The 22,625-nt window shown below is 64.4% G+C and carries 16 protein-coding genes; 7 read left to right on the top strand and 9 right to left on the bottom strand.

The window, feature by feature from the left end; genetic code table 11:
* Positions 1–37: 37 nt before the first annotated feature.
* On the bottom strand, positions 38–655 hold the full coding sequence (locus L2Y97_RS05565) for a hypothetical protein (protein WP_247434044.1): 618 nt from the start codon (positions 653–655) through the stop codon (positions 38–40).
* Positions 645–1,175 carry an RNA polymerase sigma factor gene (locus L2Y97_RS05560; RefSeq protein WP_247434042.1) on the bottom strand — a complete coding sequence of 177 codons (531 nt, stop codon included), beginning with the start codon at positions 1,173–1,175 and terminating at the stop codon, positions 645–647. The genes L2Y97_RS05565 and L2Y97_RS05560 overlap by 11 nt, the downstream gene beginning before the upstream one ends.
* A gap of 81 nt (positions 1,176–1,256) precedes the next feature.
* On the opposite strand from L2Y97_RS05560, the gene L2Y97_RS05555 reads away from it, so the two are divergent.
* Positions 1,257–3,041, top strand: a complete 1,785-nt coding sequence (locus tag L2Y97_RS05555; protein ID WP_247434040.1) for a M14 family metallopeptidase — start codon at positions 1,257–1,259, stop codon at positions 3,039–3,041.
* Between the two features lie 114 nt (positions 3,042–3,155).
* Here L2Y97_RS05555 and L2Y97_RS05550 read toward each other — a convergent pair whose 3' ends face one another.
* Positions 3,156–4,778, bottom strand: a complete 1,623-nt coding sequence (locus tag L2Y97_RS05550; RefSeq protein ID WP_247434038.1) for a multicopper oxidase family protein — start codon at positions 4,776–4,778, stop codon at positions 3,156–3,158.
* Positions 4,771–6,453 (bottom strand): phospholipase C, encoded by a 1,683-nt coding sequence (locus tag L2Y97_RS05545; RefSeq protein WP_247434036.1) that lies wholly within the window; start codon positions 6,451–6,453, stop codon positions 4,771–4,773. The genes L2Y97_RS05550 and L2Y97_RS05545 overlap by 8 nt, the downstream gene beginning before the upstream one ends.
* A gap of 241 nt (positions 6,454–6,694) precedes the next feature.
* On the opposite strand from L2Y97_RS05545, the gene L2Y97_RS05540 reads away from it, so the two are divergent.
* The 4 genes from L2Y97_RS05540 (at position 6,695) to rapA (ending at position 15,976) form a co-directional block, all read left to right on the top strand.
* Positions 6,695–8,821: a M13 family metallopeptidase gene (locus L2Y97_RS05540; RefSeq protein ID WP_247434033.1), complete on the top strand. Its 2,127-nt coding sequence runs from the start codon at positions 6,695–6,697 to the stop codon at positions 8,819–8,821.
* 1,223 nt (positions 8,822–10,044) lie between these two features.
* Positions 10,045–12,345, top strand: coding sequence for a catecholate siderophore receptor Fiu (locus L2Y97_RS05535; protein WP_247434030.1), 2,301 nt, complete (start codon positions 10,045–10,047; stop codon positions 12,343–12,345).
* Between the two features lie 21 nt (positions 12,346–12,366).
* Complete coding sequence (locus L2Y97_RS05530) at positions 12,367–13,044, top strand: Fe2+-dependent dioxygenase (RefSeq protein WP_247434026.1); 678 nt, start codon at positions 12,367–12,369, stop codon at positions 13,042–13,044.
* A gap of 100 nt (positions 13,045–13,144) precedes the next feature.
* A complete protein-coding gene (gene rapA, locus L2Y97_RS05525) occupies positions 13,145–15,976 on the top strand; it encodes an RNA polymerase-associated protein RapA (RefSeq protein ID WP_247434024.1) in 2,832 nt (943 codons plus the stop codon).
* A 6-nt stretch (positions 15,977–15,982) separates the two neighbouring features.
* Here the strand turns inward: rapA and L2Y97_RS05520 are convergent, their stop codons facing one another.
* From L2Y97_RS05520 to L2Y97_RS05500, 5 genes are all read right to left on the bottom strand, one after another.
* Positions 15,983–16,633 carry a rhomboid family intramembrane serine protease gene (locus L2Y97_RS05520; protein ID WP_247434021.1) on the bottom strand — a complete coding sequence of 217 codons (651 nt, stop codon included), beginning with the start codon at positions 16,631–16,633 and terminating at the stop codon, positions 15,983–15,985.
* Positions 16,634–16,658: 25 nt separating this feature from the next.
* Positions 16,659–17,189, bottom strand: a complete 531-nt coding sequence (gloA, locus tag L2Y97_RS05515; protein WP_247434019.1) for a lactoylglutathione lyase — start codon at positions 17,187–17,189, stop codon at positions 16,659–16,661.
* Positions 17,190–17,285: 96 nt separating this feature from the next.
* A complete protein-coding gene (locus L2Y97_RS05510) occupies positions 17,286–18,884 on the bottom strand; it encodes a hypothetical protein (RefSeq protein WP_247434016.1) in 1,599 nt (532 codons plus the stop codon).
* Positions 18,884–19,345, bottom strand: coding sequence for a DUF3574 domain-containing protein (locus tag L2Y97_RS05505; protein WP_247434014.1), 462 nt, complete (start codon positions 19,343–19,345; stop codon positions 18,884–18,886). Before L2Y97_RS05505 ends, L2Y97_RS05510 begins: the two co-directional genes overlap by 1 nt.
* Before the next feature lie 120 nt (positions 19,346–19,465).
* Positions 19,466–20,299, bottom strand: coding sequence for a hypothetical protein (locus L2Y97_RS05500; RefSeq protein ID WP_247434011.1), 834 nt, complete (start codon positions 20,297–20,299; stop codon positions 19,466–19,468).
* 241 nt (positions 20,300–20,540) lie between these two features.
* Here L2Y97_RS05500 and L2Y97_RS05495 point away from each other — a divergent pair, with 241 nt between their 5' ends.
* Positions 20,541–20,972: a YidH family protein gene (locus L2Y97_RS05495; RefSeq protein WP_247434008.1), complete on the top strand. Its 432-nt coding sequence runs from the start codon at positions 20,541–20,543 to the stop codon at positions 20,970–20,972.
* A 102-nt stretch (positions 20,973–21,074) separates the two neighbouring features.
* The gene (locus L2Y97_RS05490; protein WP_247434006.1) at positions 21,075–22,598 is read left to right on the top strand and encodes an arylsulfatase; all 1,524 of its coding nucleotides are present in this window, start codon (positions 21,075–21,077) and stop codon (positions 22,596–22,598) included.
* Positions 22,599–22,625: the final 27 nt, after the last annotated feature.

Genomic DNA, 22,625 nt, shown 5'->3' with positions numbered 1-22,625 from the left:
CGCTGCAGATTATCGATAGGGCCAGCTTAGCGCCTCCTTACACGGGGCCACCGTCCGTGAAACGGGCAAGCTCCTCGAGCCGCTCACCGGCCCGCCGCACCGAACCGCCTTCGGGCGCCTTGATATACCGGGAAAGGAAGAGGAAGCCGCCAAGGCAAAGGAACCCCGCCAACACATTGAACGCCATGAAGACAGGGCGCGCAGCCACGATATCCACGCCCAGCCATGCAAACCCCCAGACCAGCATCGGCACCCACATGAAACACCCCACGACGCCAAACCAATAGCCCTCGCGAATCCGCCAGGCCCGCAGTTCGGCCACCCGCTTCTGCAGCGTGAGCACCGGTGCGGTCTCGGTGGCGCGGGCGGCAAGCACCAGGTTGCGCGCTGCCGCCACGATCATGGCGATGCCATAGGCATGCAAAAGCAGCCCGGCCACCAGCGGCCCTGTGGCATCGCGGTTATCGACCCAGAACGATCCGGCTGCCAGGGCCAAGCCGGCTCCCAGTACGGCCTGCATGGCCTGGCCCCAGCGCAGCGGACGCAGCTCCGAACGCACGCCGGAGACGGCCCGCCCGGCAACCAGCGAGACCTCCAGCGCCGACAGGCGCCGATCCAGGATCGCCCAACCCTCTTTCAGTTCATCAAGTTCCATGCGGCACTCCCTTTTCAACCGGCGCCGGGCCGGCAAGCTGCCGGCACAGGCGCTGCTTCAGGCGCGCGATACGCGTACCCACGTTGGTTTCGCTAAGGCCCAGCACGGCAGCGATCTCGGCGTAAGGCAGCTCCTCCAGGTACAACAGGGCCAGTGCGCGTTCCAACGGCTCCAGTGCCTCGATCGCCCGGGCCAGTTGCGCCAGGCGCTCGTCCGGCTCGGTGATGGGCATGCCGCCTTCCAGGGCATCGAGTGCGTCGGCGCCCAGCATGGCCGGCTTCTCCCGTTCGCGCCGCGCGTGCGACAGGCCAACGTTCAACGCCACCCGGTACATCCACGTCGCGAACGGGCGCGCCGGGTCATAGCTGCCGAACGAGCGCCACACCTGCAATGCGATGTCCTGCGCAAGGTCCTGCCGGTCATCGGCGTCACGCGCGTAGACGGCCGCCACCTTGAACACGATCCGCCGGTGCTCGTGCAGCAAGGCCTCACATTGTCGTCGGCGTCCTTCGTCGCTCATGGCCCCTCCTCTTTCCCCCATGATTCGCCCGGCGCGGAAAAAAATCACACAATGGCCGGATTCCCCGTCCCGGAAGGTTCCATGCGCGCCACACGCCTTTTCCTTGCCCTGCTCGCCGCCGCCCCTTTCACGCTCCACGCGAAGGATGCCTGGATCACCCCGGCCGAGGCTTCGGGCTTCCACACCACGCCCTCCTACGCCGATACCCTGGCCTACCTGCACCGGGTAGTCGATGCTTCGCACGGCACCGTCACCATGCAGACCTTCGGCACCACGCCGGAAGGCCGGCCCATGACCGTCGTGGTCGCGGCAAAGGATGGCGACCTGACGCCGGAGAAGGCACACGCCGCCGGCAAGCCCATCGTGCTGCTGCAGGCGGGCATCCACCCGGGTGAGATCGAGGGCAAGGATGCGGGGCTGATGCTGCTGCGTGACTTTGCCGTGACCGGCAAGCTGGCCCACCTGCTCGACCACGCCGTGCTCGTGTTCATCCCGGTGTACAGCGTGGATGGCCACGAGAACTCCGGCCCTTACTTCCGCATCAACCAGAACGGCCCGGATGAGATGGGGTTCCGCGGGCAGTCGCAGTACCTCAACCTCAACCGCGATTACGTGAAAGCCGATGCGCCGGAGACGCGCGCCTGGCTGCAACTGTGGAATACCTGGCAGCCCGACCTGCTCATCGATATCCACACCACCGATGGTGCCGACTACCAGTACGACTTGACCTACTACACCGAGGACGCGCACAAGCTGCCGCCCTCCGTCACGGCGTGGCAGAAGGCCGTGATCGAAGGCGAAGCAATCCCGGCCTACGAGAAGATGGGCCACCTCGCGTCGCCCTACCTGGAATTCAAGGACGGCCGGGATCCGACCCAGGGCATCGAGAACTTCGGCTCCGGCCCGCGCTTCTCCACCGGCTACGCGGCGATCCGCAATCGCGCGGGCCTGTTGATCGAGACGCACATGCTTAAGCCGTACCAGGTTCGCGTGCAGGGTACGTACGATGTGGTGCGCGCGGTACTCGGCAACATCAACAAGGACCCCGCCGCGCTGCTGAAGGCGTCGAAGGACGCCGACACTTGGGCGTCGTCACTCGCCGCCCATGCCGATGCCTCTGTACCGGTCACGTTCAAGGCCGATCCGACGCCCAAGCCGTTCACGCTGAAGGGCTTTGCCTTCACCCAGACGAAGAGCGATATCTCCGGCGATACATGGATCCAGTACGACCCGACAGAGAAAAAGACCTACGCGATCCAGAGCTGGCTGGACCTGCAGCCCGATGTGGCCGCACCACTCCCTGCGGCGTGGGCCATCCCGGCGCAGTGGACCGAGGTCATTGCCCGGCTCGATGCTCACCATATCCCGTACACGACGACGCATGCCGCCGTGAAGGTAGCCGCCACGCAGGACACGCTTACCAACCCTACGTGGGCGGAAAAGCCGTTCGAAGGCCGCCACATGTTGCGCGATGTCACCATCACGCCCGCGACCACGGCGATGACCCTGCCCGCGGGCACCGTCATCGTGCGCGCCGATAATGCGGACGCCGTGCTGGCCGCGAACCTGCTGGATGCGCGGGCGCCCGATTCGATGTTGCGCTGGGGATACCTCGATGCGATCTTCGAACCGAAGGAATACGGCGAGCCGCGGGTGATGGAAGCCCTCGCGCGCAAGATGATCGCGCAGGACCCGGCCCTGAAGACCGAGTTCGATGCAAAGGTAGCGGCCGACCCTGCCTTTGCCAAAAGCCCGCGTGCACGCCTGTCGTTCTTCTTCGAACGCAGCCCGTGGTACACCGCGCAGAAGGTAGGCGCCTACCCCATACTGCGCCTCGACAACGCCGCGCTACAGCAGATCAAATAGCCCGTGTAGGAGCCCACCCTGTGGGCGACAGCTTTCGCATTGCGGCAGCAGGGCCTGATGCCTTTTCGCGAAAGCTGTCGCCCACAGGGTGGGCTCCTACGGTTACGGTCCTCGTCAGGCAACCACCTCGAACGGCCGCATCATCTCGTTGGCCTCGTGCTCGGCCAGGTGGCAGTGCCACGCGTAGCGCCCCGCGTAGCCATCGAACGTCGCCACGATGCGCGTCACCATGCCGGGGTAGGCCTGCACCACATCCTTCCAGCCCTGCTCGTGCGGCGGCGGGGGCTGCGCGGGCCCGACATAACGAATGGTTTTCTTTTCCATGTACTCGTCGACGTCGTAAGGGCGCCGGTCGAGGATCTGGAAGCGCACCAGGTGCAGGTGCACCGGGTGGGTATCCTCGGTCAGGTTCACCAGGTTCCACATCTCGGTGGCGCCCAGCTTCACCGTCTCGGTCACCGGATCCTGCCAGCGCTTGCCGTTGAGCAGCATCAGCATGGGTGTAGCGACGCAATCGCTGTACTCGTCCAGCGTCATCTCGCGCGTCTTCGCCGCACTCGCCTCAGTGAAGCGCGTGACGTCGCGCAGCGCATCCGGCACGCGGCTATCGTCCTTCACCTGGCCCTGCCCCACTGCGAAGCGCATCAGCGGCAGCGCATCGTTCATCAGCTCCACCGTGCCGCCACGCGTCGTGGCGAAATCGACCACGATATCGGCGCGTTCGCCCGGGGCAAGGAAGATGGCGCGCAGCGTGGCCGGCGCAGCGAGCAGGCCCTGGTCGGAGCCAATCACCTGGAATGGCCGGCCATCCTTGAAACGCAGATGGTAGAAGCGCCCGTTCGCCGCGTTGACGACGCGCAGGCGGTAGCGGCGCGGCTGCACATCGGCACGCGGGAGGATCGCACCGTTGACCAGGGTCAGGTTGCCGAACACTTCCGGCACCCACGGTGCGCTGGCGTCGCCGGAATCGGGGTAATACAGCCGGCCATCCTCACGCAGCCAGCGGTCGGCGATCACCAGGGGTAATTCGAACTCGCCCGAAGGCAGGCCGAGCGAGCGTTCGTGCTCATCGCGCAGCAGGTACAGGCCCATGAGGCCGGCGTACATGTTCAGCCGGTTAATGCCCATCGCATGGTCGTGATACCAAAGCGTAGCTGCCTCCTGCGCATTCGGGTAATGGTGGCGACGGGATTTCCCCGGCACGTACCAATCCTCCGGGTAGCCATCATCCTTGCGCGGCACCTTCGCGCCATGCAGGTGGGTGATCGCACGGACGAGGGGCTTGTCGGCTTCCGCGCCGCAGATGTTGTGATCCACCGGCAGGAAGTGTTTCGTGGGCAGTGCGTTGTCCCATGCCACATCGAAGGCCTGGCCACTGCGCGCCTCGATCGTCGGGCCCGGGTAGCTGCCGTTGTACGTCCACAGTTCGGTGGGCGGCAGGTCGCGATGCAGCTTCTGGCTGCTCGCAGCCATGCGCACGGTGAGCAGCTTGCCCGGCTCGGGGCGCAACACCGGCGGGATGGGCAGTGGATCGACAAAGGCCGCCAGCTTCGCCGGATCGACCAGGCCCGGCATGTGCGTGCTATCGCCCATGGCATGCATGCACAGGTCGTTACCAACCTTTCCCGCCGGAGCGGCCTGCATATGCTTCATGTCGTGTGCAAAAAGCCGCGACGGGATCCATCCCGCCGCAGCCGCGCAACCCACCGTCTTCAGGAAACGACGGCGATCAGCCATGCTTGTTTCCGTACGGCCACCCGGCAGGCTGGCCGGTCTTCTCGTCCAGGATCAGCTTGCGCTCGAACAGGCGCGGCAGGAAGAAATCGAACATCGAGTCGATACGGCCTGCCGTGGCATCGCTGGAACCGCCACCCAGGCGCTTGCCTTCGAGCCAGTTGTCCTCGATGAAGCGGGTGATCGAACTCTGGTCCGTCACGCTGTGGTCCACGAAGTTGTCGCGGGCCCACGGCGAGACCACCAGCAACGGCAGGCGCGGACCAAAGCCGCAGCGGCCCATCGCCGGCGTCTTGCCATCGATGCCCGGCAGTACGGTGCGGCCCTTGCAGACGCCATCGCCGTCGAGCGCATCCGTGGTACCCGTCGAGCCGTGCACGTGCGGCGGATCCTGGTGGTCGTACCAGCCATCGGAGTCGTCATACGCGATGACCACGGCGGTGTCCTTCCACTCGCCGCTCTGCTGCAGGGCGTTGATCACCTTTACTACGAAAGCCTGTTCATCCAGCGGATCGGAGTAACCCGCGTGGCCGTCCTGATACGCAGAGGCCTTCAGGAAGCTCACCGCCGGCAGGTTGCCCGCATCCAGCGCATCGTAGAAATCCTCGATGTCATACTGGTGGTTCGCGGCATCGGTCTTGCCGATCGTCGCCACCGAGGTCGGGCGGGCATGGGTCGGGTTGGCCGTCGACGGGTAGTACTGGAACGGCTGGTGGTGCGGGCTGTAGTCGTTCGAATTGGTGTTGGTCACCGCCGAGAGCGTGCGACGCGCACAACCCGTGCTGCCATCGGCATTGGTGCGGGTGAGGTCAAAGCCACCCTGAAACCAGCCCCAGGTGATGTTGCGATCGTTCAAAAGGTCGCCAATGTTGCGGCCGCCCATGGTCGCCTGGTTCGATGTCGGCGACGAGCACACGTCACCGATCGGGTCCGGATCGCCGATCATCGTCAGGCCACCGTGGCCATCATCGGTTTCTGCGCCGGTGCCGTTGAGCGTATCGATCACGCCGGCGGTCTGGCCGGAAACCAGGTTGATCGCACCTGGCGAGGACGGGCCGAATACCGTGCCGTAGCTGTTATCGCTCATGGCGAAATGCTGGGCATAGTTCCAGAAGGCGGTGACGGTGTTGCCGTCGTAGTAGCCCATGACCTGGCCCTTGCCCTCTTCCGAGGCCTCACCGCCCGGCAGCGCTTCACCGTGGCCGGTGTAGAGCGGGAACAGGTCCATCTTGCCGCCGTGGAAGGCGCGCTGCTCCGAGGTGTAGCCGTGGTCCTGGTCGGCCGTGGCCGCCTGCGCGCGGGTCAGCCGGAACGGGTTGATGGCCGCATCGGCATTGGCGCTGTTCTTCGCGTTCGGGTTATTGGTCAGCAGCTTGCGGTCCAGCCCGTTGATACCCGGAGTGAACGGGCGGGCATAGAACGTCGGTTCGCCACGCCCGTTGGCGGCATACGGATACGTTCCGAAGTAGTGATCGAAGGAGACGTTCTCCTGGAAGATCACCACGATGTGCTTGATGGGCGTGGCGGTGCGCGGGTCGTTGCCGTGCCCGCCGTGGCCCCAGCCAAACCCGAGCGCGCTGCTTGCGGCGTCCGCCGGGGAATTTTGCTGGGCGACCACCAACGTGGCGGCCGATAGGGACAGCACGCAGGCGATGCCTGCGGCCAGGATCTTGCGCATGACAGTGGCTCCTCGGTGGTTGTAACGCCGACTGGCTAGAGGCCGCATCCCCTGTCATGCGGTCAGGGGGAGCGTAGGAACCTGTTATGACAGGCGCAGGACAAAACGACCCCTCTGCTGAGTTTTTTCTCAAACCATGACTTTCGTCACGGTCGGCCCCTTCCGGGCCGCGCAGGGACTATCCTCGGGCGGGGGCGGCGCCGGGGAGTGCCGTTTGATGACCATCCACTGAGGGATATCCATGACCAAGCAGTACCTGAAGCCGCTCGCGCTGGCGCTGAGCGTCGCGCTCGCCGGCACCGCCTGCAGCAAGCAAAACGATGCCGACACCGCCGCACCGGCTGCGAACACGCCCGCTGCCGCCAGCACCGCCCCGGCCGCGGCCGCCGCGCCGGCCAAGCCCAGCTTCGACATTGCCGACCTGGATACCGGCATCAACGCCTGCGACGACTTCAACGGCTTCGTCAACAGCAAGTGGGTTGCCGCCAACCCGATCCCGGAAGACCGCACCCGTTGGGGCGCGTTCGACCAGCTGGCTGAAAACAGCCTCAACACCCAGCACGACATCGTCGATGCCGCCGACAAGGGCGCCGATAGCGCCAAGGCTGGCTCGATCGAGCAGAAAATCGGCCTGATCTACCGCTCGGGCATGGACGAGGCCGCCATCGAGAAGGCGGGCGTCGATCCGCTCAAGCCGGAACTGGCCAAGATCGATGCGCTGAAGACCCCGCAGGACATCGCCGATTTCCTGGATGCCAGCTTCAACGACGGCAATGGCTACGTGTTCGGCTTTGGCTCGGGCGCGGATTTCCAGAACGCCAAGGTCCAGATCGGCTACGCGCAGCAGGATGGCCTGGGCCTGCCGACCAAGGATTACTACACCGACCCCAAGCAGGCGGATAACCGCAAGGCTTACGTCGATTACATCGCCAAGACCCTCTCGCTCGCCGGCGTCGCCGATGCCGATGCGAAGAAGCAGGCCGATGACATCATGAAGTTCGAAACCCAGCTGGCCGCGGCCTCGCTGGCACCGGTGGAACTGCGTGCGCCGGAAAACCAGTACCACTTCGTTTCCGTGAAGGACGCGGACAAGATCACCCCGCACTTCAACTGGGAGAAGTTCTTCGCCGCCCAGGGCGTGACGATCGACAAGGGCTTCTCGCTGTCGCAGCCGAAGTTCTTTGCCCAGTTCGACAAGATGCTGGCCAGCACCCCGGTCAGCACGTGGCAGGCGTACCTGCGCTTCCACGCCATCGACAGCGCCTCCCCCTACCTGTCGAAGAACTTCCAGGACAACAAGTTCGATTTCTACGGCAAGACCCTTGCCGGCCAGCCGCAGCAGAAGCCGCGCTGGAAGCGCGTGCTGGGCACCGTGAACTCGTCGATGGGTGAGGGCCTGGGCCAGCTGTACGTGGCCAAGGTGTTCAAGCCGGAAGCGAAGCAGCGCGCGAACGAGCTGGTCGACAACGTGCGCAACGCCCTCAAGGCGCGCATCGAGAAGCTCGACTGGATGAGCGACGAGACCAAGCAGAAGGCCATCGCCAAGTGGAACACTTTCCTGCCGAAGATCGGCTACCCGGACAAGTGGCGCGACTGGTCGGGCCTGGAAGTGTCGGGCACCAATTACTTCGGTAACGTGGAAGCGGCCAGCAAGTTCAACTACCACTACGACATCGCGAAGATCGGCAAGCCGACCGACCGCCTGGATTGGGGCATGACCCCGCAGACGGTGAACGCGTACTACAACCCGACCGACAACACGATCAACTTCCCTGCCGCGATCCTGCAGCCGCCGTTCTTCGATGCCAACGGTGATGACGCGATCAACTACGGCGGTATCGGCGCGGTGATCGGCCATGAAGCCAGCCATGGCTTCGATGACGAGGGCAGCCAGTTCGATGGCGAAGGTAACAACAAGAACTGGTGGAGCAAGGAAGACCGCACCAAGTTCGATGAGCGCACCGCGAAGCTGGTCAACCAGTTCAACGAGTACGCGCCGATCAAGGACAAGCCGGACCTGCACGTGAACGGCAAGCTGACCCTGGGCGAGAACATCGCTGACCTGGGCGGCCTGAACGTGGCGTACGACGCGCTGCAGGAGGCGCTGAAGAAGAACCCGCAGGAAGCGAACGAGAAGATCGACGGCTATACGCAGGACCAGCGCTTCTTCCTGAACTGGGCACGCGTGTGGCGCGGCAGCGTCCGCGAGAAGCAGGCGATGCTGTACCTGAACGTGGATCCGCACGCACCGGCATCGCTGCGCGCGATCGGCGCCCCGTCGAACATGGAGTCGTTCGCGACGGCGTTCCAGTGCAAGCCTGGTTCGAAGATGATCCGCGAGGGCGACAAGCAGGTGAAGATCTGGTAACTCGCGTTAGCGAACCAGCTCTGCGTTAAACCAAGGCGCCGCATGCGAATGCGGCGCCTTTTTCGTTGTTGCGTTCAGGCGGGCTCGCCTTCGGCCTCGCGCTAGCGAATCGGTTCATTCGCTTTCGCGAATGCATGTAACTAGCGGCTTACGCCGCCTCACCCGTGTGAGCGTGAGGCCGAGAGCCGTCGGTGCCCACCCTCGCTGCTCAGACAGGTCCTCCGCGTTCGTACCGGAGTGCGCCTCCGGCGCATATGTACCTATTTGGCCTACGGCCGCTCTCTTGTGCGGAACTCGCCTCGAGGGTGGGCACCGACGGCTCTCTTCACCCATGAGATGGCGTGCGGGCGAACTCGCATTTTGTGCGGCCATGCCCTTGTAGGAGGCCACCCTGTGGCCGACAGCTTTCGCGACACCGCCGCAGGGCCTGCGCGCCTGGCGACAAGATGTCGCCCACAGGGTGGGCTCCTACCGGGCGGTATCGCAATCGTATGAATGGATGGACCAGGCTCGTGTGGGAGCGTGCTTGCACGCGATCAACCTACGCAGCGGTGACGCCATAACGCATCACCGCGCGACGATCGGCAAACGCTGCCACAACACCGCGTTTGCCGATGCACGCCACACGACTGCCCCTGTCAGCGGACGAAGCCGCTGTCCGCCCGCACATGCCCGACCGCACCGATCAACCCGCAGACAACGCACCGGCTCTCCCACCACCCAACCTCATGGGTCAAAAGAGCCGTCGGTGCCCACCCTCGAGGCGAGTTCCGCACAAGAGAGCGGCCGTAGGCCAATTAAGTACATATGCGCCGCAGGCGCACTCCGGTACGAACGCGGAGGACCTGTCTGAGCAGCGAGGGTGGGCACCGACGGCTCTCGGCCTCACGCCCACCAGCACGAGGCGGCGCAAGCCGCTGGTCACATGCATTCGCGAAAGCGAATGAACCGCTTCACTGGCGCGAGGCCGAAGGCGAGCTGCTTCCCCGCTCCGTCGGCTTATCGCGCGCAAGCGCGCTCCTGCACATCCCATCGATGATATACACGAAGTAATTGCAACTCGTTCTCATTCTCTTTACGATACGCGTTCTGTAGGTGTCGCACCCTGCGTTTACTAGGGACAACCCGAGCCACTTCCCACCGCGGGCCACCGGCCTGCGCGGGTCCGCTCGTGCCTGCGGCAGCCCAAACCTTTTCCAAATGCCCCTCCAAGGAAAGCGTCCATGGCCCACATCAAGAGCCGCAAGCACCCCGTGCCCGCCGCGCGCACCGTCGGTGCCGCCGTCCTCCTCACCCTCGCCCACACCGCTGCTGCCGCCGATGCGCCGCCCCAGCAAGCCAAGGTGAACGACGCCCAGGCCCTCCCCGGCATGCAGGTCGAAGCCGACCGCTCCTCGGACTACCGCGTCGAAAAAGTCTCCTCGCCCAAGTTCACCCAGTCCCTGCTCGATACCACCCAGAGCATCCAGGTGATCGGCAAGGAACTCATCCAGCAGCAAGGCGCCACCACCCTCACCGAAGCCCTGCGCAACAGCCCGGGCGTTGGCACCTTCTACGTCGGCGAGAACGGCACCACCAACACCGGTGATGCCATCTACATGCGCGGCTTCGACACCTCCGGCAGCATCTTCGTCGATGGCGTGCGCGATCTGGGCACCGTCTCCCGCGATGTGTTCAACATCGAACAGGTCGAAGTCACCAAGGGTCCGGACGGCACCGAGTACGGCCGCACGGCCCCCACCGGCGCTATCAACCTCGTCACTAAGCAGCCCGTGCTCGGCAACGGCATCAGCGGCAGCGTGCAGGGCGGCAGCGGTTCGCGTGAGCGCGCCACCGCCGACCTCAACCGCCAGATGGGCGATACCGGTGCCTTCCGCCTCAACGTGCTGAAGCAGAACAGCGGCGTCGCCGGCCGCGACCAGGTGGAGCAGAACCGCTGGGGCATCGCACCCTCGCTCGCGTTCGGCCTGGGCACGCCCACCCGCGTGTACCTCGATTACCTGCACGTGAAGCAGCGCAACACACCCGATGGCGGCATCCCCACCATCGGCCTGCCGGGCTACACCTCCCCGGACACCCGCGCATTCCTCAACGATGCCCCGAAGGTCGATACCGATAACTTCTACGGCACAGCGCAGGACCACGACAACAACACCCAGGACCTGTTCACCGTCATCGTCGAGCACGATTTCAACGACAAGGTCGCCATCCACAACACCTCGCGCTGGGGCCGTACGCAGCAGGATTACCTGCTGACCTCGTTCATGGGCAGCACCGCCAACCTGCTCACGCCCAACCCGACCGATCCCTCCACCTGGACGATCGCGCGCAGCTCGCCGACCTTCAAGCACCAGTCCAACCGCATCGCCACCAACCAGACCAACGTCACGGCGTCGATCGGTGATGGCCCGGTCACGCATGACATCAGCGCCGGTATCGAGCTCACCCAGGAAGTGGCCAAGACCGTCGGTATCGCCGCACTCACCGGTAGCACCTGGCCGGCCGCCAACCTGTACAAGCCGTACTCCGACGTACGTGGCCTGCGCTACGCCGAGAATGGCGCCAGCAGCTACGGCAAGACCAACACGGCTGCGGCGTACTTCTTCGACACGATCAAGTTCGGCGAACAGTGGCAGGTGAATGCGGGTGTTCGCCTGGATCACTACAAGACCGACTTCAACAGCCTGGTCGTCTGCGGCGCGCGCAACGGGCCGACCTGCGGTCGCCTGCCCACGGGCAGCATCGTGCCGGGCGTGGATGCCAAGACCAGCGACAACCTGAAGAACTACAAGCTCGGCATCCTCTACAAGCCGGCGGCGAACGGCAGCATCTACGCGAACTTCGCACAGTCGCAGCAGCCCCCGGGCGGCAATACGCTCACGCTCTCCAGCTCGACCAACAGCGCCGATAACCCGAGCTTCGATCCGCAGAAGGCGCGGACCGCCGAAGTGGGTACGAAGTGGGACCTGTTGGGTTCCAAGCTGCTGCTGACCGGCGCGCTGTACCGCACCACCGTCACCAACGACCTGGTGCAGGATCCGACCGACCTGCTGTACTACCAGATCGGAAAGAAGCGCGTGACCGGCGTGGAAATCACGGCCGTGGGCAAGATCACCGACGACTGGGCGATCAGCGCCGGCTTCACCACCATGAATGCGAAGGTGGAGACGGGTACCAACGTTTCGCAGGACGGCAGCTCCGACCTCGCTTACACGCCGAAGCAGGCGTTCACGCTGTGGAGCACCTACCACTTGCCATTCAACCTGACGGTCGGCGGTGGTGCGCGTTACAACGGCGAGATGAAGCGCGGCACCGACGGTGCCGTGGGTACGCCGGACCATACCGAGAGCTACTGGGTGTTCGATGCGATGGCCAGCTACCCGGTCAACCGCAACTTCGACCTGCAGCTCAACGTGTACAACCTGTTCGACAAGAACTACGTGGCGGCGATCAACAAGAGCGGTTATCGCTACACTCCGGGTACGCCGCGTTCGGCCATGCTGAGCGCCAACTTCCGGTTCTGATCGCCCCGAGGGTTATCCATCATGCTCCTGCACATTCCCGACGTGCTCACCTCAGAAGAGGTCGCAGGGATGCGAAAGCAGATGGACGGTGCCGGGTGGACCGATGGCAGGGAAACTGTCGGTCCGCAGGGCGCCAGGGTTAAGCGGAACCTGCAGCTTCCGCAAGCGTCGCCGTTGCGCAAGGCGCTCGGTGACCAGGTGGTGGCGGCACTTGGCCGCCACCCGCTCTACCACGCGGCGGTGCTTCCGCTGCGTACGCTCTCGCCCCGTTTCAACCGCTACGAAGGCGGCGGCGAATACGGGTTCCACATCGATGGCGCGGTGATGGCGGTCGATGGGGAAGCCCATGTGCGCAGCGATGTCTCCTGCACCGTGTTCCTCGCTGATCCCGACGAATACGACGGCGGCGAACTCATCATCAGCGACCTGTACGGCGAGCACGAGGTAAAGCTGCCCGCAGGCGATGCGGTGGTCTACCCCTCATCCAGCCTGCATCGCGTCACGCCGGTAACACGTGGCGCGCGCATTGCGTCGTTCTTCTGGGTGCAGAGCCTGGTGCGTGACGACAGCGCACGCCGCCTGCTGCTTGAGATGGATACGGCCATTCGCAAGCTCTCCACGGATGGCGCCGACCAGGCATCGATCCTGCAATTGACGGGCGTTTACCACAATTTGCTGCGTCGCTGGGCAGAAACGTGAGCCAACGGGCCGTTTTCGTCCCGGCTTAACGAAAAGGTAGGCATGCGGCCCCCGGGGCGGGATAATCGTCCGCCCCACCCAAGCCGTACCCCAATCAAGCATGTTCCAACCCGGTCAACGCTGGATCTCCTCCGCCGAACCCGAGCTCGGTCTCGGCACCATCCTCCGCGTCGAAGGGCGTGGCGTGCAGGTTCTGTTCGCCAAAGCGGGCGTTTTGCGCCCCTATGCCGTCGACAGCGCCCCGCTTGTTCGCGCTGAATTCCGCGCCGGTCAGCGCGTATCCGGCAAGGGCATCGCTTTCCTGGTGGAACGCGTGGAAACCCGCGAAGGCCTGCTCGTCTACCGCGGCGAAGGCCGTGAGCTGGAAGAAGGCCAGCTGGATGACGAACAGGCCATGTCCCAGGCGGATGACCGCCTGATCGGCGGCCGCACCGATACCAACGACAAGTTCGATCTGCGCGCGGAAGGCCTTCGCCGCCGTGCGGAGGCGCGCAAGGCCGCCTCGTGGGGCCTGGAGTCATCGCGCATTGGCCTGGTGCCGCACCAGCTGCGCGTGGCCGGCATCGCGGCGGCACGCCGGCCGCCCCGCGTGCTGCTGGCGGATGAAGTGGGCCTGGGCAAGACCATCGAGGCGGGCATGATCCTGGCCCGCCAGCTTGCCGCCGGCCGTGCCGAGCGCGTGCTGGTACTGCTGCCGGAAACCCTGGTGTACCAGTGGTTCGTGGAGTTGCTGCGCCGCTTCAACCTGTCGTTCTCCATCTTCGATGAAGAACGCTGCGAAGCGATCGAGCAAGGCAACGATGGCCGTAATCCGTTCGAAGACGAACAGCTCGTCATCGCCGATTTCGCCTTCCTGGAAAGCGCCCCCAAGCGTGCGCGCCAGCTGATCGAGGCCGGCTGGGACCTGATGGTGGTGGATGAAGCGCACCACCTGGAGTGGACGCCGGAAGGCGCCAGCCCGCGCTACCAGCTCGTGGAAGAACTGGCCGTGGCCACCCCGGGTGTCATCCTGCTCACCGCCACGCCGGAGCAGCTCGGCCGCTCGGGGCATTTCGCCCGCCTGCGCCTGCTCGATCCGCAGCGCTACAGCGATCTCGATTCGTACCTCGCGGAATCCGCGGATTTCGCGCCCATCTCCGAACTGGCTTCCACGCTGGCGGACGGGCGGCCGCTGGATCCGGCGCAGCGCACCCTCATCAGCGAACGCTTCAAGGGCGATCGTGAAATGGCCGCCCTGCTCGATCGGCCGAATGGCAGCGCCGCGCTGCTTGCCGCGCTCATTGATCGCCACGGCACCGGCCGCGCCATGTTCCGCAACCGCCGCGCCGGCATCGGCGGCTTCCCGCGCCGAGTGCCCGAACTGCTCGAAATCGACCCGGGCACGCTGGTGCCTGGCCGCCGCGAGGCCCTGCTGGCCGAATTCCGCTCGGATATCCAGCAGCCGCCCGCACCGCTCGAGGTCGATTACGCCGACGATCCGCGCATCACGGAGCTGATCGGCCTGCTCGACGCGCACCCCGACGACAAGTTCCTGCTGCTCTGCCGCAGCCAGGGCAAGGTCATGGCGATCGAAGATGCCCTGCGTACGCGCAGTGGCGTCGGCGTGGCCCGCTTCCATGAAGGCCTCGGCATCGTGCAGCGCGACCGCAATGCCGCGTTCTTCGCCCAGCCCGATGGCGCTCGCCTGCTGATCTGTTCGGAAATCGGCTCCGAAGGCCGCAATTTCCAGTTCGCGCACCGCCTGGTCATGTGGGACCTGCCGCTCGACCCGGATCTGCTCGAACAGCGCATCGGCCGCCTCGATCGCATTGGGCAGAAACACGACATCGTGATCCACGTGCCCGTGGTGTCGGAAAGTGCGCAGCACATCCTTGCCCGCTGGTACGACGAAGGCCTGGATGCGTTCCGCACCAGCCCTGCGGACGGCCGCGAACTGCTCCGTCGTTTTGGCCCGCTGCTTGCCACGTTGGCGGATGAGCACGCGCGCGAGGACGACAACCGCGACCAGGAGCTCGATGCCCTCATCGCCGAGACGCGGGGCGCGCACGAAGAACTCTCCGCGCTGATCCACGCCGGTCGCGACCATCTGCTGGAACTGGCCGCCAGCCGCGATCCGCACGCCGATGAACTCGCCAGCAGCTTCGCCCGCGACGACAACGATCCGTCGCGCGATGCCTTCATCCAGCGCCTGTTCGAAATGTACGGCGTGCATGCCGAAGAGCTGGCGAAGGACATCACCCTGCTCGATCCGCAGTACCTCTCGACCGATGGCTTGCCTGGCTTCGCCGAGGGTCCGCTCTCGGTGACGTTCTCGCGCGATACCGCGCTGGCCCGCGAAGACCTGCCGCTGCTGCGCCTGGACCACCCGATGGTGCTGGCCGCGGTCGACCTGCTGGTCTCCGGCGAAACCGGCAATGCCGCGTTCCTCGTCGATGACAACCTGCCGGTACGCACCGCGCTGCTGCAGTCGGTTTACGTCCTGGAAGTGGTTGCCGATCGCAAACTCGATGCCGGCCGCTTCCTGCCGACCACCCCGCTGATGATTTCGGTGGACACCAAGCTCACCGAGCGTCCGAACTTCCGCCCCAGTGACGTGGCGTTGCGCCGTGCGGCCGATCGCAATATCGACGTGGCCCGCTATCGCAAGTTCCTGTCGAAGCTGGTTCCGCCGATGCTTGAGCACGCGAAGGACCTGGCGGAAGGCCGTGCTGAAGTGCTGAAGATTGAAGCGGTCGAGATGGCCACTGCCGTGCTGGATGGCGAGTTCAGCCGCCTCCTCGCCCTGCGTAGCGTGAACCCTTCGATCACCGAAGCGGAGATCCAGGCCGTCGCGGCCGAACGCAGCGCCCTGCTCGATGCCCTGCCCGAGGCGCGCCTGCGCCTGGATGCGGTGCGTTTCGTGGTAAGCCCGGACTTCCTCGCGCTGCGCTAGGCCGGATCAATAACCAGGGCGTGGCGGCCTGACGCCCCACGCCCACAGCAGCACCAGGCCAGCCACCAGGCCGCCCAGGTGTGCGAAATGCGCGATACCCGCCAACGTACCGGTGACGCCGAAGAACAATTCGGCGGCACCGTACAGCGTGACGAAAAGCCATGCAGGGATACCCACCGGGATGGGAATAAGCATGAGCTTTTCCTTCGGAAACAACATGGCGAACGCCGCCAGCAGGCCGAAGATGGCGCCTGACGCGCCGACCGTCGGGTACATCTTGTCAGGCTGGAAGAAGTACAACACCGCCAGTTGCGCCACGCCCGCCGCCACCAGGCACACGAAGTAGTAAATCGTGAAGCGGCGCGCGCCCATCACGCGCTCAAGCAGGCCGCCAAACATGTACAACGCGTACATGTTCAGCACGATGTGCATGACACCGCCGTGCAGGAACGCATAGGTGACCAGCTGCCAGGGCCGGAAGCCCAGCCCCAGCACGTTGCCGCCCACGTTCACCGCGATATCGTGGCCCACCGGCCACAACGCGAGCCACTGCGTGACCGCCAGCGTGTTGTCGTCGTCAAGCAGTTGCTGCAGGACAAACAACACGATATTGGCGATCAGCAGGTTACGGGTAACCGGTGGCAAGCGCGGGGACATGGGAGCTCCGAGGGGTGATGCTGGATCAGGCCGACAACGGGGTCGGCTGCAGGATTTCGATCCAGTATTCGTCCGGGTCGCGGATAAACGCAATGTGGCGCATGCGGCCGTCGGTCAGGCGCTTCTGGAACGTGACGCCCAGGGCCTCGAAGCGGGCACAGGCCGCGTTCACATCCGGCACGCTGACGCACAGGTGGCCAAAGCCGCGCGGCTCGGTGTTGCCGTTGTGGTACGGGGTGGTCGGTTCGTTCTCGGTGCCGTGGTTGTGGGTGAGCTCCAGCACGCCCGGCTGGCCCAGCACCCAGCGCTTGCGCTCCTCATCGTCATCGGGAATGACCGAGCGATCGCCGACGAGCACCAGGTAGACGATGGTGAACTTCGCCTCCTCGAACACGTTCTTGTACACGGGCGTGAAACCGAGCACGCGGGTGTAGAAATCCAGCGACACGTCCAGGTCGCGCACGCGGATCATGGTGTGGTTGAAGACATACCGGCGGGTGGCGATATCCGGCGATTCCGTGACGCCCGGCAACGAGGTCAGATCGGAAAGGGGCATGGGGAGAGGCTCCTTGGGGGACAAACTCCAAGGGTGGCCGCACCGCCCGCCCAATTCAAGCGCGGCAAAGCGCCGCTACACAAATAAGGCGAATACCTACACGGCCGCGCGGGCGCCGCCTTCACGAATCGACAGGGCCACAAGTACTGCGGCCAAGGCCGCATACGCGCCGACAAACTGCCACACCAGCGATCGCGACATCGGATCGAGCAGCCACGGCAGGTACACAGCGCCGATGGGCTGCACGGAATGAATAATGCCGAAGGCGGTAAGCACGCCGCCCAAAGCGACGATGCCGGCGGCCTTGCGCACATGGCCGTCGATCATCGCCACGACAAAGCTGGCCCACACCATCGAGGTGATGATGAAGCCGTTGCCGAGTATCACGATGGTGGCCATGGCGGATACGCCATGCGATCCATCGGCATACAACGCCGCGAAGTGCGCGGGGTCCACGATGGATGGATCGCCGAGCTTGATCGCGACCATGCGTGCGATGGCCGGAAAGAAACTGAACACCACGGCGGCCGCGTAACGTAGCGGCACCGCTTCGAACGCCTGCACCGTGATGCCGATGGCGACGAACACCAGGATAGGGGCCAGCACGGCGACCGGCAGCAATTCGACCAGGTTGGACAGGTAACCAAAGATGCCGCCGAGACCGATGATGAGCCCCGTGACCAGCGTGTACCCGGTACGTGCGCCCATTGCCTTGTAGGCCGGCTGGCCAATGTAGGGCGTGGTCTGCGCCACGCCACCGCACACACCAGCGACCAGCGTCGCCAATGCCTCGACCAGCAGGATGTCACGCGTGGGGTAATCATCACCGGCAGCCCGGGCGCTTTCCGTCACGTTGATACCGCCGACGACCATCAGCAAGCCGAACGGCAGGATCAAGGGCAGATACGGCACCGTGGCAGGCAGCCCCGCGATAAAACCCAGCGACGGCCACGGGAAACCGAGGCGCCACTCCCACGCGGCCGGGGCGTGATAACCGGTGCCGAGCAGGCCGAGTGGCCCCAGCGAGTAATACAGCGCGACCGCCACGACACCTGCGGCCAGCACACCCGGCGTGCCGAACGGCAACCGGCGCTTCGCGACGAGTGCATAGAGCACGATGCCAAGACCGGCAAAGCCCACCACCGGCACGCGCAGGATTTCGACCAGCGGCAGGAAGCCCATCAGCACAAGCGCGATACCGGCGATAGAGCCCAGCAAGCCGGCACGCGGGACATTGCGCTGCACCCACGCACCAAAGAACGACAGAATGAACTTCAGCACGCCCATGACCACCAGCGACGCCATGCCAAGCCGCCAGGTGGCCTCACCTGCGGTGGCCGGATCCATGCCCGCCGCACGATAGCCAGCGAAGGCCGGCCCCAGCACCAGCAAGGCCATGGCGATGCTGGTGGGCGCATCTAGCCCCAGCGGCATGGCGGTGACATCCGCCCTACCCGTCCTGGCGGCCAGGCGTCGGGCCATCCAGGTGTACGCAAGGTTCCCCAGCAGCACGCCCAGGGCTGTCCCCGGGAACATGCGCCGGTAAACGATATCCGCGGGCATGCCGAAGATGCCGATCAACGCGGTGGCGAGGAACGCCAGGATGGAGAGGTTATCGACGACGAGGCCAAGGACACCGTTGAGGTCGCCACCGCCGAATGCGCGGCGACGGGCAGGAGCGCTGGACGCGACCATCAGAACGACACCTCTGCAGGCTGGGTCACGCGCAGCACCGACTGATCGCCGGTCTTCGCTTTCCAGGCGGCGCGGATCGCTTCGATAGCCGCGCGATGCGCGGGGGTATCGGCGTAGAGCAACACCAGGAGCTTCGACCGCAGCCGCTCAGGCTCGGCCTGGTCCTTGCCCTGCCACTGGCCGTAGGCGTCTACCACGGTAAGCCCATCGGGGAACCGCGGCGTCACGTCGTGATCGAGGAAAGCCCGCCAGCCGGATTCGTCGACACCGCCATTCGCCCCCTCCATCCCCAGCCCGAAATAGAGTTCGGTACGTAACCAGCCCGTCGTGCTGCCCGGGTGGGCGGCGTCGCCTGCCAGCGTGGCCGAGGCTGCGACATGCCCGCTGCCAGGGGGAGAGGACGTTGCGCAGCCTGCAAGGAGCAGCAGCGCGACGAAGGCAAGACCTGCGATCGATTTCATGCGGGTTCCGGGTAGGCCGTGGTCATGGCCATCCAGAAGGCCAGACATCCGTGCGGTCGGCACAGCCTACACTGCGATGCAACAAATGTCGCATCGGCCGCCTGATGCGCGCCGCGCTCCTCAGAACGCCCAGGACAGGGTCAGGCTGGGCCCGCTCAGGCGGGTATCACGCAGGAACGCCAGGGCACCATGCTCGTGATATTCGAGATCCCGATAGGCCAGTGACACATCGCCCCAGCGAAAGGCATAGCCGATGCCGGCCATGTATTGCTGGGTACGGTCGGAACTCCCCTTGCCGATGTCGAAGTAGTACGGAATGAACACCGCGCGATTCGGGAAAGGTGTCCAGCGGCCACGGATACCGATGACCGCGTCGGTGACATGGGTCTGCCGGTTGAGGTGGCCGCTATCGGAAAGACCATACCGGCCTCCCGTGCCCGCTATGCCGAAGTTCCAGCCCACGTTACCCTTCAGCCATAAATAGCGCGTGCCCAACAGCACATCCGCATAGCCCTGGCTGCTGTGCCCCAGGGTATACAGGCCGGCCAGTGTCACCAGGCCGCCCTTCGCGTTCCAGCGTGTATCCAGGTGCGCATCAGCACCGATCCAGCGCCCGTTGACCTGCGCGATGCGCCCGTTCTCGTCGGAGAACTTCGCCCAATCCACATCGGCATAAACACCCCAGCGGCCCTTGCGTACGGTCATGTCCATCATGAACGCGCCACTGAGCTTGCTCAGCAAGCTGCTGCCGGAGCGATTGATGAACGTACCGCCGTTCGGCAAGCGGTAACGCATGCTTGCGGAGATGCCCGGCAGCCAGCCGTACACCGACACGGTGGTGTGCCAGGAGCCATCCCATAGGTCGGTATCCGACGCGAGGCTGGCCGTGGGCCATGCCAGCAGCGCCATGCACGTGGCGGCCACGGTGAACGAAAAGCGCAGGCGCATGCTCACGGGCGAACTCCTGGCCACGAAGGGCTCGCGGGATACCAGCGTGTGCATTGTCCTGACCACGGCTTGCACGGACAGCGCACTTCTGCCCACGACAGGTACGGGAAAACTACCTAAGCAGCCACACGCGCCGCCCGTACATCTACGCAGGTACGGCCGCGTACCCTTTCGCTGGGGCATGTCGACACAGCCTCCTAGCCTTTAGCCTCGCGCGGCACCCGCGCCCTGTGAGGAGCGCTTGACCATGGCAACGGAACGATCCCCCCACGCAGCGACCCCGGCCGATCCCCACGCGGGCGAACCGCTATCCAACATCTTCGCCCGCGGCCGTACGCACATGGCGAACGAACGTACGCACCTGGCGTATCTGCGCACGACGGTCTCGTTGATCGGATTCGGCATCACGATAAATCGCTTCAGCACCTACCTGATCCAGAACAACCAGGCACCCACCGGCGGACGGCCCATGCTCCGCGATGCAAGCAATGCGGGCTACGGGATGGTCCTGCTTGGCCTCGCGCTGTTGATCTGGTCGCTGTTGCGTTACTGGCATGTCAGCAAGGAAATCGAGAGCGGCCACATGAAGCCCCGCCATCGCGCCACCAGCCTGTTTACGCTGGGCCTTCTGCTGATGGGCGGCTTCACCGCGCTTTGGTTGTTCTCCGATACGAAGTAGGTAGAAGTACTCACCGGCCAAGGGAGCGAATTACGATTGTTCAACGGTAGTGGCGCGCGCCAGCATGAGCTTCCCTCGTGCCCATCGAACCAGGAGCGTGCCGTGGCTGAGAAGAAAGCGAAAGCAAAGAGCGGTGACAAGCCGAATATCCTTGTCATCTTCGGTGATGACATTGGTATCCCGCAGATCAGTGCTTACACGCGCGGGTTGATGGGATACCAGACGCCTAACATCGACCGAATCGCCAACGAAGGTGCAATTTTCACTGACTCGTATGGTCAACAAAGTTGCACGGCTGGCCGCGCATCATTCATCCTCGGCCAGGAGCCATTCCGTACGGGTCTGCTCACCATCGGCATGCCAGGTGACCCACACGGTATCGCTGACTGGATGCCGACGATTGCCGATGTAATGAAGACCGCTGGCTACACCACGGGGCAGTTCGGCAAGAATCACCTGGGTGACCAGGATCAACATCTTCCCACCAACCACGGCTTCGACGAATTCTTCGGTAACCTCTACCACCTGAACGCGGAAGAAGAACCGGAAGGTTATTTCTACCCGAAGGACCCACAGTTCAAGAAGAAGTTTGGTCCACGCGGGGTGATTCACTCAACCGCCGGCGGGAAGATCGAAGACACGGGCCCGTTGAACAAGGCACGCATGCCCACGGTCGACGAAGAGTTCCTCAAATCGGCCAAAGGTTTTATAGAGAAGAGCGTGAAGTCGGATACCCCCTTCTTCGTGTGGTTCAACACCACGCGCATGCACATCTTCACCCACCTGAAGAAGGAATCCGTGGGCAAGACAGGCATGGGTCTGCATGCGGACGGCATGGCGGAGCACGATGGCCATGTCGGCCAGCTACTCGATCTTCTGGACAAGCTGGACATCGCCGAAAACACGATCGTGCTTTACACGACCGATAACGGTGCCGAAATCGCCATGTGGCCGGATGGCGCAATGACGCCATTCCGCGGCGAGAAGGGGACGACGTGGGAAGGCGGCATGCGCATTCCCATGATGGTGCGCTGGCCAGGCGTCATCAAGCCCGGGACAGCCTATAACGATGTCATTTCTCTGATCGACTGGTTCCCCACCTTGTGTGCGGCGGCGGGCGTCGACGATGTCGTGGGCAAGATGAAGAAGGGATTCAAGGCCGGTGCCAAGACCTTCAAGGTGCATCTGGATGGGTACGACTTCGGACCCTATTTCCGCGGTGATGAAAAGCGCGGACCGCGTCACGCCCTTTACTACTTCGACCAGGGCGGCAACCTCAACGCCGTTCGCTATGACGACTGGAAGGTGAGCTTCGCTGTAGCCAGCCACGGCAACATCGCCACCGCCAAGCGCGAAACACCCTCCTGGGCACTGATTACCAACCTTCGCATGGACCCGTACGAACGCGGCATGGAAGAAGGCGGCAAGGCCCTGGAATTCTTTGGCCAACAGATGTGGCTTCTCGTTCCCATCCAGGCCCAGATCAAGCAGTTCTTCTCCGATTTCGCCGACTATCCGTATCAACCAGGCTCCTCACTCAACCCAAGCGGTATCAACTACAGCCTGCTCCAGAAGGAAGCGGCGCTGAAACGCTTGAAGGAGCTCGAGACCATGCGGACCAACTGAGCGTGCTGCTTGCGAGGAGGCTTACCA

The organism is Luteibacter aegosomatissinici, from assembly GCF_023078495.1.
Taxonomy (GTDB): Bacteria; Pseudomonadota; Gammaproteobacteria; order Xanthomonadales; family Rhodanobacteraceae; genus Luteibacter; species Luteibacter aegosomatissinici.
This window is presented reverse-complemented; position numbering and strand designations above follow the sequence as displayed.

What these genes read in the sequence shown, in the direction of transcription:
- rapA (WP_247434024.1), top strand. Translation starts at nt 13,145, where the DNA reads ATGTTCCAACCCGGTCAACGCTGGATCTCCTCCGCCGAACCCGAGCTC.
- L2Y97_RS05545 (WP_247434036.1), bottom strand. Translation starts at nt 6,453, where the DNA reads ATGCGCAAGATCCTGGCCGCAGGCATCGCCTGCGTGCTGTCCCTATCG.
- L2Y97_RS05535 (WP_247434030.1), top strand. Translation starts at nt 10,045, where the DNA reads ATGGCCCACATCAAGAGCCGCAAGCACCCCGTGCCCGCCGCGCGCACC.
- L2Y97_RS05530 (WP_247434026.1), top strand. Translation starts at nt 12,367, where the DNA reads ATGCTCCTGCACATTCCCGACGTGCTCACCTCAGAAGAGGTCGCAGGG.
- L2Y97_RS05550 (WP_247434038.1), bottom strand. Translation starts at nt 4,778, where the DNA reads ATGGCTGATCGCCGTCGTTTCCTGAAGACGGTGGGTTGCGCGGCTGCG.
- L2Y97_RS05520 (WP_247434021.1), bottom strand. Translation starts at nt 16,633, where the DNA reads ATGTCCCCGCGCTTGCCACCGGTTACCCGTAACCTGCTGATCGCCAAT.
- L2Y97_RS05555 (WP_247434040.1), top strand. Translation starts at nt 1,257, where the DNA reads ATGCGCGCCACACGCCTTTTCCTTGCCCTGCTCGCCGCCGCCCCTTTC.
- L2Y97_RS05510 (WP_247434016.1), bottom strand. Translation starts at nt 18,884, where the DNA reads ATGGTCGCGTCCAGCGCTCCTGCCCGTCGCCGCGCATTCGGCGGTGGC.
- L2Y97_RS05565 (WP_247434044.1), bottom strand. Translation starts at nt 655, where the DNA reads ATGGAACTTGATGAACTGAAAGAGGGTTGGGCGATCCTGGATCGGCGC.
- gloA (WP_247434019.1), bottom strand. Translation starts at nt 17,189, where the DNA reads ATGCCCCTTTCCGATCTGACCTCGTTGCCGGGCGTCACGGAATCGCCG.
- L2Y97_RS05540 (WP_247434033.1), top strand. Translation starts at nt 6,695, where the DNA reads ATGACCAAGCAGTACCTGAAGCCGCTCGCGCTGGCGCTGAGCGTCGCG.
- L2Y97_RS05560 (WP_247434042.1), bottom strand. Translation starts at nt 1,175, where the DNA reads ATGAGCGACGAAGGACGCCGACGACAATGTGAGGCCTTGCTGCACGAG.
- L2Y97_RS05505 (WP_247434014.1), bottom strand. Translation starts at nt 19,345, where the DNA reads ATGAAATCGATCGCAGGTCTTGCCTTCGTCGCGCTGCTGCTCCTTGCA.
- L2Y97_RS05495 (WP_247434008.1), top strand. Translation starts at nt 20,541, where the DNA reads ATGGCAACGGAACGATCCCCCCACGCAGCGACCCCGGCCGATCCCCAC.